Source organism: Bacillus sp. 22475, from assembly GCF_052044835.1.
GTDB lineage: Bacteria > Bacillota > Bacilli > Bacillales > Bacillaceae_G > Bacillus_A > Bacillus_A cereus.
Map to the genome: position 1 here is coordinate 1 of NZ_JBQENW010000111.1, position 340 is coordinate 340.

Genomic DNA, 340 nt, shown 5'->3' on the forward strand with positions numbered 1-340 from the left:
CAAAGTGAAAAGTGAGGTGAAATGATATGACAAAGCAGAATAAAGCATATAAATTCCGTTTGTATCCAACAGAAGACCAAGCACATCTTATGCGTAAAACATTCGGTTGTGTACGTTTCGTGTATAACAGAATGTTAGCTGAACGGAAAGAAGCGTATGAAAAACATAAAGATGATAAGGATCAACTAAAGAAACAAAAGCTTCCCACTCCTGCAAAATACAAAGCAGAATTTGAATGGCTAAAAGAAGTTGATTCATTAGCTTTGGCAAATGCTCAACTAAACTTGCAAACTGCCTATAAAAATTTCTTTCGTGGTCAAAATGACTTCCCAACATTCAA

At 35.0% G+C, this 340-nt stretch carries 1 protein-coding gene; it reads left to right on the top strand.

The window, feature by feature from the left end; translation table 11 throughout:
- Nucleotides 1–26: 26 nt before the first annotated feature.
- Nucleotides 27–340 (top strand): helix-turn-helix domain-containing protein (locus ACTJJY_RS32165; RefSeq protein WP_440607461.1); only part of this gene is annotated, 314 nt, incomplete at its 3' end.